Source organism: Embleya sp. NPDC050493, from assembly GCF_044458105.1.
Taxonomy (GTDB): domain Bacteria; phylum Actinomycetota; class Actinomycetes; order Streptomycetales; family Streptomycetaceae; genus Embleya.
Map to the genome: position 1 here is coordinate 122,190 of NZ_JBITHP010000006.1, position 16,396 is coordinate 138,585.

The 16,396-nt window shown below is 73.4% G+C and carries 12 protein-coding genes; 8 read left to right on the forward strand and 4 right to left on the reverse strand.

The window, feature by feature from the left end; translation table 11 throughout:
- The first annotated feature begins 34 nt into the window (after nucleotides 1-34).
- The 7 genes from ACIBM5_RS14740 to ACIBM5_RS14770 all read left to right on the forward strand — a co-directional run bounded on the left by ACIBM5_RS14740 (nucleotide 35) and on the right by ACIBM5_RS14770 (nucleotide 9,187).
- A complete protein-coding gene (locus tag ACIBM5_RS14740; protein WP_396007194.1) occupies nucleotides 35-1,357 on the forward strand; it encodes a DUF5685 family protein in 1,323 nt (440 codons plus the stop codon).
- A gap of 245 nt (nucleotides 1,358-1,602) precedes the next feature.
- Nucleotides 1,603-2,415 carry a glycosyltransferase family 2 protein gene (locus ACIBM5_RS14745; RefSeq protein WP_396007195.1) on the forward strand — a complete coding sequence of 271 codons (813 nt, stop codon included), beginning with the start codon at nucleotides 1,603-1,605 and terminating at the stop codon, nucleotides 2,413-2,415.
- Nucleotides 2,412-3,896 carry a glycosyltransferase family 2 protein gene (locus ACIBM5_RS14750; RefSeq protein WP_396007196.1) on the forward strand — a complete coding sequence of 495 codons (1,485 nt, stop codon included), beginning with the start codon at nucleotides 2,412-2,414 and terminating at the stop codon, nucleotides 3,894-3,896. Before ACIBM5_RS14745 ends, ACIBM5_RS14750 begins: the two co-directional genes overlap by 4 nt.
- Nucleotides 3,893-5,185, forward strand: coding sequence for a lipopolysaccharide biosynthesis protein (locus ACIBM5_RS14755; RefSeq protein ID WP_396007197.1), 1,293 nt, complete (start codon nucleotides 3,893-3,895; stop codon nucleotides 5,183-5,185). The genes ACIBM5_RS14750 and ACIBM5_RS14755 overlap by 4 nt, the downstream gene beginning before the upstream one ends.
- Nucleotides 5,182-8,010, forward strand: coding sequence for a glycosyltransferase family 2 protein (locus tag ACIBM5_RS14760; RefSeq protein WP_396007198.1), 2,829 nt, complete (start codon nucleotides 5,182-5,184; stop codon nucleotides 8,008-8,010). The genes ACIBM5_RS14755 and ACIBM5_RS14760 overlap by 4 nt, the downstream gene beginning before the upstream one ends.
- The gene (locus ACIBM5_RS14765; protein ID WP_391587028.1) at nucleotides 8,007-8,351 is read left to right on the forward strand and encodes a hypothetical protein; all 345 of its coding nucleotides are present in this window, start codon (nucleotides 8,007-8,009) and stop codon (nucleotides 8,349-8,351) included. The genes ACIBM5_RS14760 and ACIBM5_RS14765 overlap by 4 nt, the downstream gene beginning before the upstream one ends.
- Entirely contained in the window at nucleotides 8,348-9,187 is an 840-nt protein-coding gene (locus ACIBM5_RS14770) for a polysaccharide deacetylase family protein (protein WP_396007199.1), read from the forward strand. The genes ACIBM5_RS14765 and ACIBM5_RS14770 overlap by 4 nt, the downstream gene beginning before the upstream one ends.
- Before the next feature lie 34 nt (nucleotides 9,188-9,221).
- Here the strand turns inward: ACIBM5_RS14770 and ACIBM5_RS14775 are convergent, their stop codons facing one another.
- Entirely contained in the window at nucleotides 9,222-10,088 is an 867-nt protein-coding gene (locus tag ACIBM5_RS14775; RefSeq protein ID WP_396007200.1) for a family 16 glycosylhydrolase, read from the reverse strand.
- 9 nt (nucleotides 10,089-10,097) lie between these two features.
- Complete coding sequence (locus ACIBM5_RS14780; RefSeq protein ID WP_396007201.1) at nucleotides 10,098-11,306, reverse strand: ATP-grasp domain-containing protein; 1,209 nt, start codon at nucleotides 11,304-11,306, stop codon at nucleotides 10,098-10,100.
- Between the two features lie 96 nt (nucleotides 11,307-11,402).
- Here ACIBM5_RS14780 and ACIBM5_RS14785 point away from each other — a divergent pair, with 96 nt between their 5' ends.
- Nucleotides 11,403-12,584 (forward strand): FAD-dependent oxidoreductase, encoded by a 1,182-nt coding sequence (locus ACIBM5_RS14785; RefSeq protein ID WP_396007202.1) that lies wholly within the window; start codon nucleotides 11,403-11,405, stop codon nucleotides 12,582-12,584.
- Between the two features lie 102 nt (nucleotides 12,585-12,686).
- On the opposite strand, the gene ACIBM5_RS14790 is transcribed toward ACIBM5_RS14785, so the two are convergent.
- Both ACIBM5_RS14790 and ACIBM5_RS14795 read right to left on the reverse strand, forming a co-directional pair.
- Complete coding sequence (locus ACIBM5_RS14790) at nucleotides 12,687-14,978, reverse strand: FdhF/YdeP family oxidoreductase (RefSeq protein WP_396007203.1); 2,292 nt, start codon at nucleotides 14,976-14,978, stop codon at nucleotides 12,687-12,689.
- Between the two features lie 89 nt (nucleotides 14,979-15,067).
- Entirely contained in the window at nucleotides 15,068-16,231 is a 1,164-nt protein-coding gene (locus ACIBM5_RS14795) for an FAD-binding oxidoreductase (RefSeq protein WP_396007204.1), read from the reverse strand.
- Nucleotides 16,232-16,396 lie beyond the last annotated feature (165 nt).

Genomic DNA, 16,396 nt, shown 5'->3' on the forward strand with positions numbered 1-16,396 from the left:
GGCTGAGCCGTCTGTGGAGGACCGGAACGGCGCAGTGAAATGGGGCGAGGGGTTGTTCGGGATCATCCGGCCGTGCCGGCACCGACTGTCGGAGAAGCTGCAGAGCGAGTGGATGGCGCACCTGTGCGGCATGTGTCTCGCGCTGCGGGACGACCACGGACAGGTGGCTCGGGTCGCCACCAACTACGACGGGCTGATCATCTCGGTCCTGGTCGAGGCGCAGTCCGCCCGCCCCACGGCGGACGGCCGGCGCAAGGCAGGCCCGTGCCCGCTGCGCGCGATGCGCCGGGCCGACGTCGCGATGGGCGAGGGCGCCCGGTTGGCCGGCGCGGTGTCGCTGGTGCTCGCGTCGGCGAAGATGCGCGACCACATCGACGACGGCGACGGTGTGTACAAGCGGCGTGCGGTTGCCGGTGGCGCGCGCCGGGTCGCCGAGCGCTGGGCCCGTCAGGGCGCGGACGCCGCGCTGGAGGTCGGCTTCGACACGGCCGTGATGGTCGAGGCGGTGGATCGGCAGGTCGAGGTCGAGGCGCTGGCCGGACCGGGTGTGTCCGTGCTGACCGTGACCGAACCCACCGAGACCGCGACCGGCGCCGCGTTCGCACATACCGCGGTGTTGGCCGAACGCCCGGACAACGCCGAGTCGTTGGCCGAGGCGGGCCGGTTGTTCGGGCGGCTCGCGCACCTGCTCGACGCGGTCGAGGACATCCACGCCGACCGGGCGGCCGGGGCCTGGAATCCGCTGCTCGCCACCGGGACCGGGCCGGACGAGGCGCACCGGTTGTGCCGCGACGCCGCGACCGGGATCAAACTCGCGCTGGCCGAGGTCGAGTTCGTCGACGGCGTGCTCGTGCACCGGTTGCTCGTGCACGAGATCGACGAGGCGATCGACCGGTCCTTCCGGCACGCGGGCTTTCCGGTCGAGTCGCCGTCCTGCTCGGTCGGCGGCAAACCCGGCAACGGCTGTGCCAAGCACGGCGAGCGGCCCGAACGGCGCCTGGCCGCGCGGCCGGAGGGCTCGTGGCCGAACCAGCAGCCGCCCTACCCGCAGCCGCCGAACCAGCAACCGCCCGGCAGCCCCTACGACCCGAACAGCCCGTGGGGCCCGCCGGGCGGCCCGACCCCGCCGCCTCCGCCGCCCGGTGGGCACAACGTGTTCGTCGCGTGCGCGATCTGGGCCGGGCTGTGCTGCACGTGCCAGTGGTGCTGCCGGGAGTCGTTCGAGGACCCCTGCACCGGGCAGCAGCGGCAGGGCTGTTGCCACAAGTGCGACTGCGGGGACTGCTGCGATGGTTGCGACTGCTGTGGCAACTGTTGTGAATGCGGGGAATGTTGTTCGTGCGACTGCTCCTGCTGAAAGCACTCGTATCCCCCTGAAAGGCGCAGAACTTCCCCGAACTGGCATTCGACGGTAAAAACGCCCAACCGTAACGTCTTGGCAAAGCATCTTCGGTCCGATTGACCCTGCTTTCGCCGCCCAACCACGATCAGCGATGACCGGGTGTCGTGCCATCGACACCCGGCGTCACCGATCTCGGGCCGGTTCGCCGGCCCGATGCCGTGTGCCTCCCGGGGCGCGCGGCAGACGGGAGGGGGCCGGTCATGCACGACACGACGCACACGGCACACGCGACACGTCCATTGCCCCGGATCGCCGAACTGCCCGGCGGCACACCGCTGCGCGCCGGGCAGTCGGTACCGGACCCGGTGCCGCGCGACCGGGTCACCCTGGTCGTGCCGGCCCGCAACGAGGCGCGCAACCTGCCCTGGGTGCTCCAACAGATACCCGAAGGCGTCGACGAGGTCCTGCTGATCGACGGCGACTCCACCGACGCCACCTCGCTGATCACCCGCCGCTACCTGCCGGCGGCCCGGGTCATCCGGCAATCCGCCCCCGGCAAGGGCAGCGCGCTGCGGACCGGATTCCGGCACGCCACCGGCGACATCATCGTCACCATCGACGCCGACGGCAGCATGTCGCCGCAGGAGATCCCGCACTACGTGCACTTCCTGACCAACGGCTACGACTTCGTCAAGGGCTCCCGGTTCGTCGGCGGCGGCGGATCGCTCGACCTGACCACGCTGCGCAGCATGGGCAACCACGCGCTGATGGCACTGGTGAGCCGGCTCTACCGCTACCGGCTCACCGATCTGTGCTACGGCTTCTGCGCGTTCCGCCGATGCTTCCTCGACCACCTCGACCTGCGCTCGACCGGCTTCGAGATCGAGGCCGAGATGATCGTCCGCGCGCTCCGCGCCGGGCTGCGCATCGCCGAGGTGCCCAGCCTCGAACTCCCGCGCCGCAGCGGTCGATCCAACCTCAACGCATTGCGCGACGGACACCGGGTACTGCGCACCGTGCTGCGCGAGCACGGCGGCGGCGTGCGGGCGATCCGGACAGGGGAGGACGGTTGACCCCGCGACCCGACCCGGACCCGGACCCGACGCCGCTGATCCCCAGGCAGCGCCCGGCCGAGCACACCGACCCGACGTCGAGCCCGGACCCGGCCGCCGAGCCGCCCCCGGTGTTCGTCCCGCGCCCGGCCGCGCCGAGTCGCTCGGCCGCCGACCCCGAACCCGGCGCCCGGCTCGAAGCCGAACCCGCGGGCGACCGGCTCGACCCCGAGCCCACCGCCGACCCGCCCGATTCCGACCCCGACCCGCCCGGCCTGGTGCACGTGCGCGTCCTCGACCTGACCGCCGCCGGCGCCGCCCGGCTGGCCACCCCCGACGGCCGGCCGGCGAAGTGCCCCGCCGGCGCCGTACTCGCCCTGGTCCGGCACAACGGCACCCCCGTGGGCCTGCTCGACCCGGCATCGTACGGCGCCGACCCGGACCGGCTCGTCGCCGCCGCCGGTACCCGGTTCGGCGCTCCCGCCCCGCCCGACCACAGCCCCGAACCGCCCGGACGCCGGGAAACCCCGCGGGTGAGCGTGATCGTGGCGACCCGGGAGCGCCCCGAACTGCTCGCCGCCTGCCTGCGCACCCTGTTGTGGCAGACCTATCCCGACATCGAACTGATCGTGGTGGACAACGCGCCCACCACCAACCGCACCGCGAGCGTGGTCCGCGGCGGCTGCGCCGGCCTGGTCCGCTACGTCCGCGAACCCCGCGCCGGCCTGGCGCTCGCGCACAACCGGGGCATCGCCGCCGCCACCGGCGAACTGCTCGCCTTCACCGACGACGACGTCCTGGCCGACCCCGGCTGGGTCGCCGGGCTGGTCGCCGGCTTCGCCCGGGCGGGCCGGCCCGCGTGTGTCACCGGGCTGATCCTGCCCGCCGAACTGCGCACCCCCGCGCAGCTGATGCTGTATCGGCACGGGGGCTTCGCCAAGGGATTCGAGCCCGTGCTGTACGACGCCAAGGCTCCGCCGGCGGACCCGCTGTTCCCGTTCACCGCCGGCCGCTTCGGCTCGGGCGCGAACATGGCCTTTCGCGCCGACGTACTGCGCGCGATGGGCGGCTTCGACCCGGCGACCGGGGTCGGCACGCCCGCGCGCGGCGGCGACGACCTGCTCGCGTTCTTTCGCACCATCGTGCGCGGTCACCGGATCGGCTACGAACCCGGTGCGCTGATCTGGCACCGGCATCGCGCCGATCGCGCCGCGGTGGCACACCAGGTCCGCGGCTACGGCACCGGACTGGGCGCCTACCTGACCGCCGCCGTGCTGCGCGAGCCGCGCACCCTCGGCGCGCTCGCCCGCCGCGTGCCCGGCGGCATCCGCCACGCCCTGGCCCGCACCCGCGCACCCGGCCCGACCGAAGTCCCCTGGCCCGCCCGCCTGGCCGGGCTCGAACGTCGTGCGCTGGCCGCCGGCCCACTCGCCTACCTGCACGCACGCGTGCGCATGCACGGCGTGCAAACGCCCTGGGAGCAACCGGAGCAGGCCCGGTGACGCAGGCTCAGCTCCGCCGGCCGAGCCGGCCGGGGGTGGATCCGCTGCTGCGCAACGGCCATGTGCTGACCGTCGGCTCGCTGGTCACCTCGGCATTCGGCGCCGGCTACTGGGCACTTGCCACCCGCTGGTACGGCGACGCGACGGTGGGCCGCAGCTACGCCGCCGTGTCCGCGCTGATGCTGCTCTCCGGACTGGGCCAACTCGGCCTGGGCAATGTGCTCGTGCGCTTCCTCCCGCAGGCCGGGCAGGATCGGCGCGGGCTGATCCTGGCCGCCTACTCCGCCGCGTGCGGCGCCACGCTGGTCGCGGTGCTCGGCTTCCTGGCGCTGATCCCGGTGTGCGCGCCGGGCCTGGGATTCCTGCGCGAACCGGCGGCCGGCTGCTGCTTCACGGCCACCACCGTGGCGTACGCGCTCTTCGCGCTCCAGGACGGCGCGCTCACCGGACTGCGCCGCCCGGGGCTGGTGGTGGGCAAGAACAGCGGCTTCGCGTTCGCCAAGATCGTCTTCGTCGCCGCGCTCGCCGCACTCGTGCCCACGCTCGGGATCCTGATGTCCTGGACGCTCGCCCTGGTGGCGACCCTGGTCGTGGTGGACGCATGGGTGTTCGCCCGACTGCTCCCGGGCCGCGGCCCCGTGCCCGCCCGGGGCGGCACCGGTTTCCTGCCCGGGCGTTCCGTCCTGCGCTACGCCGGCGCCGACTACCTCGGCACGCTGTGCTGGCTGGCCGCGACCACGCTGCCGCCGATCATCGTGCTGGAGCACGCCGGTGCCCGGGAGAGCGCCTACTTCTCGCTCGCCTGGGTGGTGGCCAACACGCTCTACCTGATCAGCCTCAACATGGGTGCGTCGCTGCTGGTCGAGGCGGCCGGCGGGGGCGTGGGACTCGCCGCGGCCTGCCGCCGGGTACTCCGCCACACCGGAGCACTGCTCGTACTCGCGATCACCGCTCTCGTCGCCGGCGCGCCGCTGGTCCTGCGCGTGTTCGGTCCCGGCTATGCCCGCAACGGCTCGACCCTGCTGCAACTCCTGGCCCTGTCCGCCCTGCCGCACCTGGTGGTCGCGACCGCGATCAGCGCATGCCGCGTGCTCGGCCGGATGCGCGTGGTCGTCGCCGTCCAGGCCGTGCTCGCGACGGCCGTATTGACCCTGACCGTCGTCCTGCTGCCCGTGTTCGGCGTGCTCGGCGCCGGCGTCGCGTGGCTCGGCGCGCAGACCGCGACCGCGCTCGCGCTGCTGACCGCCCGCCGGGTCTGGCTGCCCACCGCCCCCGGGAGGCCCGCATGACGGAGACCCCACCGCGCACCAGACGTCTGGCCTGGGTCGCCATCCGGGCCGAGGAGGCCGCCGTCCGGCGGGCCCGGGCGGCGGCGATCCGGCGGGCCGTGCCACCGGCGGCGCACACACCGCCCCGACCCACCCTGACCGTGATCGTCTGCGCCTACACGATGGACCGCTGGGACGACCTGAGCGCGGCCCTCGCCTCGATCCGGGCCCAGGACGAACCGCCGGCCCAGACCATCCTGGTCGCCGACCACTGCCACGAACTCGCCGCTCGCGCGGCCCGCGAGTTCACCGACATCACCGTGCTGCGCAACCGCGGCCGGCGCGGCCTCTCCGGCGCCCGCAACACCGGCGTCGAGGGTGCCCGCGGCGACATCGTGGCCTTCCTCGACGACGACGCGGTGGCCGAACCCGACTGGACCATGCGTCTGCTCGACGGCTACACCGACCCGAACGTGCTCGGCGTCGGCGGCCGGATCCGGCCGAACTGGGACACCGGGCGCCCGGCCTGGTTCCCGGCCGAGTTCGACTGGGTGGTCGGCTGCACCTACCGGGGCATGCCCGAACACGCCGCGCCGGTACGCAATCTGATCGGCGCCAACATGTCCTTCCGGCGCGGCGTGCTGCTCGACGTCGGCGGCTTCCGCACCGACCTGGGCCGGGTCGGCACCCGCCCGCTGGGCTGCGAGGAGACCGAGCTGTGCATCCGGGCGGCGGCCCGGCACCGCGGCGGCACACTCGGCTACGAACCCGCCGCCGTGGTCCGCCACCGGGTCCCGGCCGCGCGCACCACGTGGCGCTACTTCCGGGCCCGCTGCTGGGCCGAGGGCCTGTCCAAGGCCGCGGTCAGCCGGCACACCGGCACCGGCACCGCGCTCGCATCCGAGCGTTCCTACCTGGCCTCGACGATCCCGCGGGCCCTGGTCCGGCCGTTCGCGCCGGACGCCGCACCGCCCAAGGCCACCATCCCCGCCCTGGTCCTGGGCGTGCTCACCACCGCGCTCGGCTACGCGACCGGCCGGCTGCGCGGCCTGGGCAACGACCGGCCGGCGACCGCCGCGGCCCTCGCCTTCCGCGCGTTCGGGCTGCTCGCGCTGCCGGTCGCGGTGCTGCTGTGGGTGCTCGCGATGCGCATGCCGGTCGCGGTGGAACACATGGGCGGCCTGGGCCTGCTGGACGTGCTGCCGGTCCTGTACTGGTGCGCACTGGGCCTGCTCACGGCGGGCTTCGCCGCGACCCTGCTCGACCGCGCCGCCCGGGCGCCCCGATACGCCTTCCACATCGCCGCGTTGGTGACCATGCTGCATGCGACCCCCGCGGTGCTGTACGAGCATCTGCGCTACGCGTGGGCGTGGAAGCACGTCGAGGTGGTCGACCAGTTCCTGCGCACCGGGCAAACCCTGCCGCACGCGGGAGAGTTGGCGCCCTATCACCAGTGGCCGGGCTTCTTCGCCGCCGCCGCCGCGGTGGTCCGCGGCAGCGGCGGGCACGACGCGCTGGCCATGGCGACCTGGTCGCCGCTCGCCTTCGACCTGCTGCTGATCGGCCCGCTGGTCCTGCTCTATCGCACCCTCACCCGCGACCGGCGGATCGTCTGGGCGGCGGTGTGGATCCACTTCTGCACCGCCTGGGTCGGCCAGGACTACTTCGCGCCGCAGACCTTCGCGTTCGTGCTCTACGTGAGCATCCTGGCACTGGTCCTGGACCGCGACCGCCGTCCGCTCGGCACGCTCGCCCTGTGCACGCCGCTCGTGCTCGCGGTGGTGACGGCGCATCAGCTCACCCCGCTGATGCTCGTGGTCGCGTTCGGCACGCTGGCCTGCTCGCGTGTGCATCGCCGGGTCGCGCTGCCCCTGTTCGCGCTGACCGCGGTCGCCGTCCTGGTCTGGGATCTGACCGTGGCCCGGCCCTTCGTCTTCGAGCAATTCGGCGCCTCCTGGTCGCAGTTCGGCGACTTCGAGGCGAACGCGCATGCCGGGATGGTCGATCTGGGCAGCGCCGAGCCCGGGCAGGTGCTGGTCGCCCGGGTGGATCGGGCGCTGACCGCCGGTGTGGTGCTGTTGGCCGCCGTTGCGCTGATCCGCCGCCCGCGGCTGCGTCGCTCGCCCGCCGTACTGCCGGCGATCGCGCCGCTGCCGTTGCTCGCGGCCGGCGCGTACGGCGGCGAGATCATCTTCCGCGTCTACCTCTTCGCACTCCCGGCGGTCGCGTTCCTGATCGCCTCGTGGCTGGTGCCACCGTTCGGCGACCGGGGTCGCCCGCGCCCGCGCGCGGTGCTGCTGCCGGTGGTGTTCGCGCTGCTGCTCACCGGGTTCGTGTTCGGCTACTACGGCAAGGAGCGGCAGAACCACTTCGACGACGGCGAACTCGCCGCCCGGCGGTGGCTGGCCACGGTGTCCGCCCCCGGCGATCTGATCGTCGCGGCCACCAACAACTTCCCCGGCGCCTACGCCGACTACGAGCGACAACAGCACCGCTGGTTCGCGATGGAGACGCCGACCCTGCGCGAGGACGTCGTGCGCGACCCGGTCGCCGGACTCACCGCGTTGGCCGACGAATACGCCGGCAGCACCGCGTACCTGTTCCTGACCGCCGGTCAGCGGGCCGAGTGCGAACAGACCGGGCTGCTGCCCGCCGGTGCGCTGGAACGGATGGATCGCACGCTCTCCACGGCTCCGCGCTTCACCCTGCTCCTGCGCGATCGGGACGCGGTGATCTACCGGATCGACCCGCGCACCGAGTCGATCGGGTCCGCGCCGCCCAAGGCCGCCCCGATCCGGGATGCCCCGATCCGGATCACCCCGGCCCGAAGCGGGCCCCGGCGGTGACCGGCGCGATTCGCGCGGCGCTGCCCGCCGCGGCCGGCTGGCTCGCGTTCGGCGCGTCGACACTGCCCGCCGGACAGCCGCTGCGAGGGCTCGTGGTGGTCGCCTTCCTGGCGGTCGGACCCGGTTACGCGATCGCCGGGGACGCCGGCACGGCGCTCGCGACGGCGGTGACCTCGATCGCCGGCAGCGCCGCGCTGTGCGCGCTGACCGCGCAGGCGTACCTGCTCGCCGGCGCCTTCTCCGGCCCCCGCGTGCTCGGCACGCTCGCGGCCCTGACCACCACCGCGGCGCTGATCCGCACCGTCGCGCACACGTACGCCTCGCGAAGGGAAATGCGATGAGATCCGAGACCGCGGTTCCGGTACTGCTGTACCACTCGGTGCGCGACGACCCGCCACCATGGATCGCCCCGTTCACGGTCGGCCCGGCCGAGTTCGGCCGGCAACTCGACCGGGTCCTGGCCAGCGGCCGCGTTCCGGTCGACCTGGAGCGCTTCACCGAGGCCCTGCACGGCGGACGTGATCTGCCCCGACACAGCGTGCTGATCACCTTCGACGACGGCTACGCCGACTTCGCCCGGTACGCGCTGCCCCGACTGGTCGAGCGGAATCTGCCCGCGACGCTCTACGTCACCACCGACGCGCTGTGGCCCACCCCGCGGCCCGCGCTGCCGCCGGCCGCGATGCTGACCTGGGACGGCCTGCGCCGGATCGCCGACGCGCCGGGGCTGACCATCGGCGCACACGGCTGTACGCACCGCGAGTTGGACACCCTGCCGGTCGAGCTGATGCACCGCGAGATCACCGACTCGCGCGAGCGGCTGGAAGCCGAACTGGAGCGGCCGGTCACCTCGTTCGCCTATCCGTTCGGCTACAACAACGCGGCCGTGCGGGAGGCGGTGCGGCATGCCGGCTATCGCACCGCGATGGCCGTGCGCGACGCGCACAGCTCACGCGAGGACGACCCGTGGCGGATCTCCCGCCTGCTCGTGCGCGCGGACACCGACGCACGCCGCCTGGACGCCTGGCTGGCCGGCGCCGGCACCCGGGTCGCGCCGTTTCGCGACGGGCTGCCCACCCTGGCCTGGCGGGCCTGGCGGCGGACCCGGGCGCGCCGGCGCGGACACCCCGATCCCTGGCGGGGACACCGCGATCCGGTGGCGGGCCGGACCCGGTGACCCGGTGACCGACCCGTCGCCTATGGGCCCGCCCTCAGGGCGCCGCCCACACCCGCACCGACCGGATCCGCAGCTCGGCCTCGTGCACGTGCTCCGGCACCGGGTCCGGGTAACCCATCGCGAGCGTGAACAGCACCTCCATCGGCTCGTTCGGGATGCGGTCCGGATCGCTCACCGTGAACACCCGCTCGCCGTCGATCGACCAGGTCAGGTGATCCGCCGCCCAGTCGAGTGCGAAGTGGTGGAACCGGTCCGACCAGTCGCGCGAAGGCGACTCGTGCACCCACGCCTGCGCACGGCCGTTCGCATCGCGCCAGTGCACCGTGGACCGGGCCCGATCGTCCGCGCCGATCAACTCGACCACGTCCAGCTCGGGCGGCGTGTACCGGGAGGCGGGCATCAGCCAGAAGGCCGGAAACGCGTTCGGCACGCGCGGCATCAACAACTCGGCCTCGACCCGACCGTACGTGAAGGTGAACCGCGGCCGGCCCGACCAACTCGGCCGCCCGGTCGACAACATGCCCGACGCCCACGGGTACACGAGGTGGTCCGAGCCGCGCGTGGGTCGGCGCAGCGCGCTCAGGATCGCCTGGCCCCCGCGCACCCGGACCTGCTCGGGCCGGTACCACTGCTGCTCGCGGTTGCCCGCGTTGGTGCAGCCGTCCACGTTCCAGTCGTAGCAGGTCACCCAGCGCCCGGCGGCCAACGTCGAACCGGCGAAGTCGTCGGCGAACAACAGCCGCGGCCCGCCGGGCGGCCCGGTCCCGCAGGCCACGAGCAGCACGAGCGGCAGGACCGGCGCCACCGCCCGTCGCGGCACGGCCGGCAGTGCCGCGACCGCGCGGCGGAGCACGGCCCTCAGCACCGCCATCGCGCGTCGCAGTCGCCCGGGCGCCGTCATCGCCCGCCCTCAGCGCCCGTACCGACGCACGGCCGCCGCGAGCGCCCGAACCGCGGCCGCCGCGGCGGGCAGCGGGTCGTCCCAGGCCAGCCAGGCGCTCTCCAGGCCGCCGCGGACCGGCGGGTATCCGGGCGGGCGAGCCGTGCCCGTCCGGCCCCGGTAGGCGAGCAGCGCCGCGACGTCCAGGTGCTCGGCGACGTAGCGCCGGCCCTCGCGCTGGGCGCCCGTCGGGATCGCCCGACCGGTCAGGTCCAGATGCAGCGCGCGCACCACGTCCAGCCCGCGCTCGGTCTCGAACATGCGGAACTGGGCGCCCACCCGCGGGTTGAAGTCGACCAGCTTGTACCGGCCGTCGCGCAGATCCAGCCGCCAGTCCAGATCGGCCGGCCCGCGATAGCCGATCGCCCGACACAACCGGGCCGACCGGCGCGCCAGCCCCGGGTTGGCCAACGCGCGTGCGTACGTGGTCACTCCCGCGTGCGGCGGCCAGGACCGGAGCTTGAGACCGGTGAACACCGGCGCGCATCGGCCGTCGGGCGCGGCGTACAGGTGCACGATCCAGTCCTGTGCCACCGCACGCGGCACGTACGCCTGCAACAACACCGCGCGCGGGGTGCCGACCAGGGCGAGCAGGGCGCGTTCGTCGGGCACGAGCGTGGTGCCGGCCACCACCGGGGCGCGCAGTCGATCCCACGGCGCGAGGTTCTTGACCACGACCGGGTAGCCCAACTCCCGTGCCTGGTACACGAGTTTGTCCCGGTCCGCCGGGAACCGGGTGTCCGGCGCGGGCACCCCGTGGGCCAGGCAGCGCCGGTAGAGACCGCGCTTGCCGGCCAGTCCCGCGGGCAGGTCCGGATCGACCTTCGGCAGCAGGAAGTACTCGGCCAGCCGGTCCTGCGCGCCGGCGGCCAGCAGTGCCGCCTCGTCGTCGGTGGGCACCAGCACCGCGCGGGCGGGCAGGCGACGACCGATCCGCAACAACCGATCCAGCAGCGTGGCCGGGTCCTCCAGACCCGTGGTGGGCCAGACGTGTCGCCGACTCAGATGCCGGGAGAGCGCGGTCGGGGTGTACGCGTCCTCGACCACCGCATGCACCGCGACACCCGCCCGGCCGAGCGAGCGCACCGCGCCGACCGAGCCCTGATGCAGCGGATAGCGGCCGACCTTGAACAGCAGCGCCGGCACCGAACGATCCAGCTCGACTCCTCGCCCGCCCATGTCGTCGCCTCCCCGTCCGGACCTTTCTAGCAGCGCGAACCGACTTTTCACCGGATAAGCCAACAATTCGTGCCGAATACCCGAAGGACGCACACCATGACCGTCGCCATCGTCGGAGCCGGCCCCTACGGCCTCTCGCTTGCCGCCCACCTGCGCCAACTCGGGGTGACCACCCGGGTGTTCGGCGAGCCCATGGAGAGCTGGCGACGCCATATGCCGGTCGGCATGCTGCTCAAATCCCGGCCGGACGCATCCTCGATCGCCGCACCGAGGCCGGGATTCGACCTGGCCTGCTACCAACGCGCCCGGGACGAACGGCCGCTGACGGGCGATCAACCGGTACCCCGGGAGACGTTCGCGGCCTACGGCCGCTGGTACGCCGACCGACTGGTGCCGGGTGTGGAACGGGTGCGGATCATCGGCGTGGAACCGGCCGGACACGGCTTCGCGCTCGGCCGCGAGGACGGCACCGAGGTCGAGGTCGACGCGGTCGTGCTGGCCACCGGACTGGCCGCGCACCGCTACGTGCCGCCCGTGCTGGAACACCTGGGCGCCGACCTGGTCTCGCACTCCGCCGAGCACCCGGACCTGGCCGAACTCGGCGCGGACCGGGACATCGTGGTGATCGGCTCGGGCCAATCCGCGCTGGAGAGCGCGGCGTTGCTGCACGAGGGCGGCGCCGCGCGGGTGCGCGTGTTCGGCCGGGCCGAGCGGGTGCGCTTCGCCGCGCCGCCCGAGCCGGGCCGGACCCGGCGGCTCACCCCGGACTCGCCGCTGGGCGCCGGGTGGTCGGTCGCCGCCGCCGCGCGCGGACCGGCCGCCTTCCGGCTGCTGCCCGCGTGTGTGCGGGTCGACCTGGCCCGGCGCATCCTCGGCCCCTCGGCCGCGTGGTGGTTGCGGGATCGGCTGGACGGGCGGGTCCCGGTGCGGGACGCGCAGACGATCACCTGGGCCCGCCGCGAGCCGGACGGACGGGCCCGGATGTTGCTCCGGGACCGGACCGGGTACCAGCGCGAGGTGCACACGGACCACGTGCTGGCGGCGACCGGTTACCGGGTCGACCTGGCCGCGCTCGGCTTCCTCGCGCCGCACGTGCGACGGCGGATCGCCACGGTCGGCGGACTGCCCGCGCTGGACGCGGCCTTCGAGACGACCGTGCCGGGCCTGTACGTCACCGGCCCGCCGGCCGCGGCGACCTTCGGTCCGGTGGTCCGCTTCGTACACGGCACCGGCTTCGCCTCCCGCCGGCTGGCAGCCGTCCTCGCAGCCCGCTTCTAGGGCCGGCGAGCCACCGAGAACGGGCTTCGCACAGACGACCTCGAGCGCCGGACGCCCCGATCCGGCCCGTCCGGCGCTTGAGGACAACCCCCGGCCGCCGGGTCAGCGCGAGTGTGGCTCCAGCCGGATCACGATCGACTTCGAGGTCGGCGTGTTGCTTTCGTCCGCCGTGCTGTCCAGCGGCACCAGCACGTTGGTCTCCGGGAAGTAGGCCGCGCAGCAGCCCACCGCGGTGTCGTAGGACACCACCTTGAACGACGGCGCCCGGCGCTCGGTGCCGTCGCTCCACTCGCCGACCAGGTCGACCAGCGAGCCGTCCGCGATGCCGAGTGCGGCCAGGTCGGCCGGGTTCACGAAGACCACCCGGCGGCCCTGCTTGATCCCGCGGTAACGGTCGTCCAGGCCGTAGATCGTGGTGTTGTACTGGTCGTGCGAGCGAACCGTCTGCAGGATCAGCCGCCCCTCGGGCACCCGCAGCACCACGAGGTCGTTGCGGGAGAAGTTCGCCTTGCCGGTCGTGGTCGGGAACGTCCGCGCGTCGCGCGGCCCGTGCGGCAGGACGAAGCCGCCGGGCTCGCGCACCCGCCGATTGAAGTCGGTGAAGCCCGGGATCACCCGCTCGATGCGATCCCGGATCAGGTCGTAGTCGCGCGCGAAGTCGCGCCAGGGCACCGACACCCGATCGCCCCGCCCCTGATCACCCAGCACCCGCTCGGCGAGCCCGCAGACGATCGCCACCTCGGAGCGCAGGTGCGGCGAGGCCGGCGGCAGCTTGCCGCGCGACATGTGCACCGCGCTCATCGAGTCCTCGACGGTGACGAACTGGTCCCGCTCGGTGCGACCGAGCGTGGGCAGGATCAGCGCCCGCCGGCCGGTGACCGCATGCGAACGATTGAGCTTGGTGGAGACCTGCACGGTCAGCCGGGTGGCCCGCAACGCGGCCTCGGTCGCGGCGGTGTCCGGGGTCGCCGAGACGAAGTTGCCGCCCAGCGCGACGAACACCTCGACCCGGCCGTCGCGCATCGCCCGGATCGCGTCCACCACGTCGTGCCCGTGCTCGCGCGGCGGAGCGAAGCCGAACTCCTTCTCCAACGCGTCCAGGAACGCCGCCGAGGGCTTCTCGTAGATGCCCATCGTCCGGTCGCCCTGCACGTTGCTGTGCCCGCGCACCGGGCACACCCCGGCGCCCGGCCGCCCGACGTTGCCGCGCAGGAGCAGGAAGTTGACCACCTCGCGGATGGTCGGCACCGAGTTCTTGTGCTGGGTCAGGCCCATCGCCCAGCACACCACGATCCGCCGCGAGTCGAGCACCCGCCGATGGATGCGCTCGATCTGCTCGCGCGGGAGCCCGGTCGCCTCCAGTACGTCGGCCCACGGCGTGGTCCGCACGTCCTGCGCGAACTCCTCGAAGCCGTGCGCGTATTCGTCGATGAACGCACGATCGAGCACGGTGCCCGGCGCGGCGTCCTCGGCTTCGAGCAGCAGCCGGTTCAGCGCCCGGAACAGCGCCAGGTCGCCGTTCAGCCGGATCTGCGCGAACTCGTCGGTCAACGTGGTGCCCGAGCCGAGCATGCCGGAGACCTTCTGCGGATTCTTGAACCGCAGCAGTCCGGCCTCGGGCAACGGGTTGACCGCCACGATCGAGGCGCCCGCCTGCTTGGCCTTCTCCAACGCGGACAACATCCGCGGGTGGTTGGTGCCCGGGTTCTGGCCCACCACGAAGATCAGGTCGGCCTGATACAGGTCCTCCAGCGACACGCTGCCCTTGCCGACCCCGAGCGTCTGGGTCAGCGCCGAGCCACTCGACTCGTGACACATGTTGGAGCAGTCCGGCAGGTTGTTCGTGCCGAACGCGCGCACGAACAACTGGTACACGAACGCGGCCTCGTTGCCGGTGCGGCCGGACGTGTAGAACGCCGCCCGATCCGGCGAGTCCAGCGCCGTCAACTCCTCGGCGACCACCCCGAACGCGTCCTCCCACGAGATCGGCGCATAGTGCGTGGCGCCCTCGGCGAGGTACATCGGCTCGGTCAGCCGGCCCTGCTGGCCCAGCCAGTAGTCCGACTTCTCGGCCAATTCGGCGACCGGGTGCGCGGCGAAGAAGTCCGCGCCCACCCGGCGCACGGTGGCCTCCTCGGCGACCGCCTTCGCGCCGTTCTCGCAGAACTCGGCGATGCTGCGATGGTCCGGCTCCGGCCACGCGCACCCGGGGCAGTCGAAGCCCTGCTTCTGGTTGACCTGAACCAGCGTCAGCAGGCTGCGCTTGACTCCCATCTGGCGGCCGGCATGGCGCAGCGACCAGGCGACGGCCGGCAGTCCGGCCGCGTACTCCTTGGGCGGGCCGACCACGAGGCCCTCGTCGCCGACGTCGTCCACGGGCGGCTTGCTGACCATGCGGGCGCTCCTGCTGCTGTTCGAACCGGTCGCTCGGACGCGACCCTGGTGCCCCGTACGTTACGCCCCCACGGTCGGATGTCCGCAGCTCAGCAGCCCTGGAGCAGCCGGGGACCCTGGGCGATCTCGTCCGGACTCTCGGTGTGCAGCCGCTGCGGGGCGACGCCCAACTCGCCGGTCAGCCGGTGTGCGGTGGCCCGAACCATCGCCGCCGACCCGCTGACGAACACGTCGTGGTCGTGCCAGTGGCCGTACCGGGCCAGCACGTCGGGCAGTGCGCCCCGATCACCGGCGAACGAGTGGTCGTGGGTGACGGCCGGGATCACGTTGAGCCACGGGTACACCTCCGCCATCGCGGACAGCGCGTTCAGGTCGTACAGGTCCACCCCGTACTTCGCGCCGATGAACACGTGCGCCCGGTTGGCCAACTGTCGCTGCGCCATGTGCTGGACCAGCGCCTTGATCGGCGCCAGACCGGTCCCGGAGGCGACGCACAAGGTGCGGCGCAGCGTCTCGCCGCGCAGCACCAGGCCGCCGCGCGCGGGCCCGAGCCGGATGTGGTCGCCGACCCGGGCACGGTGCACCAGCGCGTTGCTCACCCAACCCGCGGGCACCGCGCGCACGTGCAGTTCGAGCCGGCCGTCCACGCGCGGGGCGTTGGCGATCGAGTAGTGCCGCCACACCCTCGGCCACCACGGGGTCTCCACCGTGACGTGCTGGCCGGGGTGATAGGGCAGCGGGTGATCCGGCTGCACGGTGATCACCGCGATGTCCCGCCCGCGCGGCTCGTGGCCGGTGATCACCGCGTCCCACCAGGGCGGGGCCTCCTCGGCGTCGTCGGCGGCGGCCTCGATCATCACCGCCGCCGCCCACGTGTACACCTCCAGCCAGGCGGCCTGGAGATCGGGCGTCCAGCGGGCGCCCAGGTAGCGGGCCAGTGCGCCGATCAGCGCGGAGCCGACCGCGTCGTAGTGCTCGTCGAGTACGCCGTACTTGCGGTGGTCCCGGCCCAACTGGCGCAGGAAGCGGCGCAGCTCGTGCGGTTCGTCGCTGCCCGAGCCCAGCCGCAGCAGCGCGGCGAGCAGTCGGTCGCGCTGGAGATCCATGGCCGGCGGGAACAGCTCGCGCAGGTCGGGCCGGCGCAGGAAGAGCAGGGCGTAGAAGTGCGAGACCAGATCGTGCGCGGCGGGAGCGACGGCGGTGAGGCTGCCGCGGAGCAGATCGGCCCGGGAGGGATCGGGGCTTCCGGACATGACGGACCGCATCCTCGTGTGCTCGGAGAGCGACTCGACGGCGGGACATGTACTGCCGAATCCGGAAACCGCCGGTCACCCGAAGGGGAAGTGACCCGACGGTAGGCGGCGGTGCGATCGCGGAGGGTGGGTAATGCGGGAAGCCCGCCGCGGTGCACCGCGGCG